The sequence below is a fragment of the Vibrio sp. YT-19(2023) genome, assembly GCF_033337395.1.
In genome coordinates this window covers 1-595 of the sequence record NZ_JAWOQN010000780.1, presented here as the reverse complement: position 1 = coordinate 595, position 595 = coordinate 1, and the positions used below count along the sequence as shown (strand labels likewise).

Below are 595 nucleotides of genomic sequence, written 5' to 3'. Positions count from 1 at the left end.
CCAGTCAGTTTTTATGAGCATCCCGATTTTAAAGCACGAGATTGGCAGGGCGTCGTGATCGGATATGGAAATGTTCGTCTTGATAACATTGACCCGCTGATTAAACGCCTCTTTGAGCTATTTGACGTCTGAAGTTATTCGACAATGCTCGAGTGTCGTTTTTGTCGCCATTGTTTCCACGGCAGAGAGAGCAGCGCAAAAATGCCAAGAGCGTAAAGCATAGACCAACCTAAACAGATGAACACGCCTGTACATAACACTAAAGAAATCGCCGCGAGGGCTTTTCCTAGTCCGTGCAGCAATTTGTATGCAGCTAGCATTGCCAATAGATAAACCAAAACAAAAATACTGTTGGCCAGCTTAAGGAAAAACTCTAAATCGAGTTTGGATAACGACCCAATCACACAAGATGCAAGTAGCACCGCACCGACTAAAAACGTTGCTGATGAAGGTACGCCTCTACGCGAAATTTTAGCCAGTGGACTGTTTGGACGATGTTCGCGCGCTTGAGCCCAAACCATTCTTGATAGGCTTTGAGTATATAAGTTAACGCTTGCAAAGCACGCAGAAAATCCAATGATACTGATGAGCCACT

Annotated in this window: 1 pseudogene; it reads right to left on the bottom strand. The window is 44.7% G+C overall.

Annotated features, from left to right (window positions below):
* Nucleotides 1-134: 134 nt before the first annotated feature.
* Nucleotides 135-595: pseudogene (locus R7E78_RS28425) on the bottom strand (L-methionine/branched-chain amino acid transporter); the annotation flags it as partial.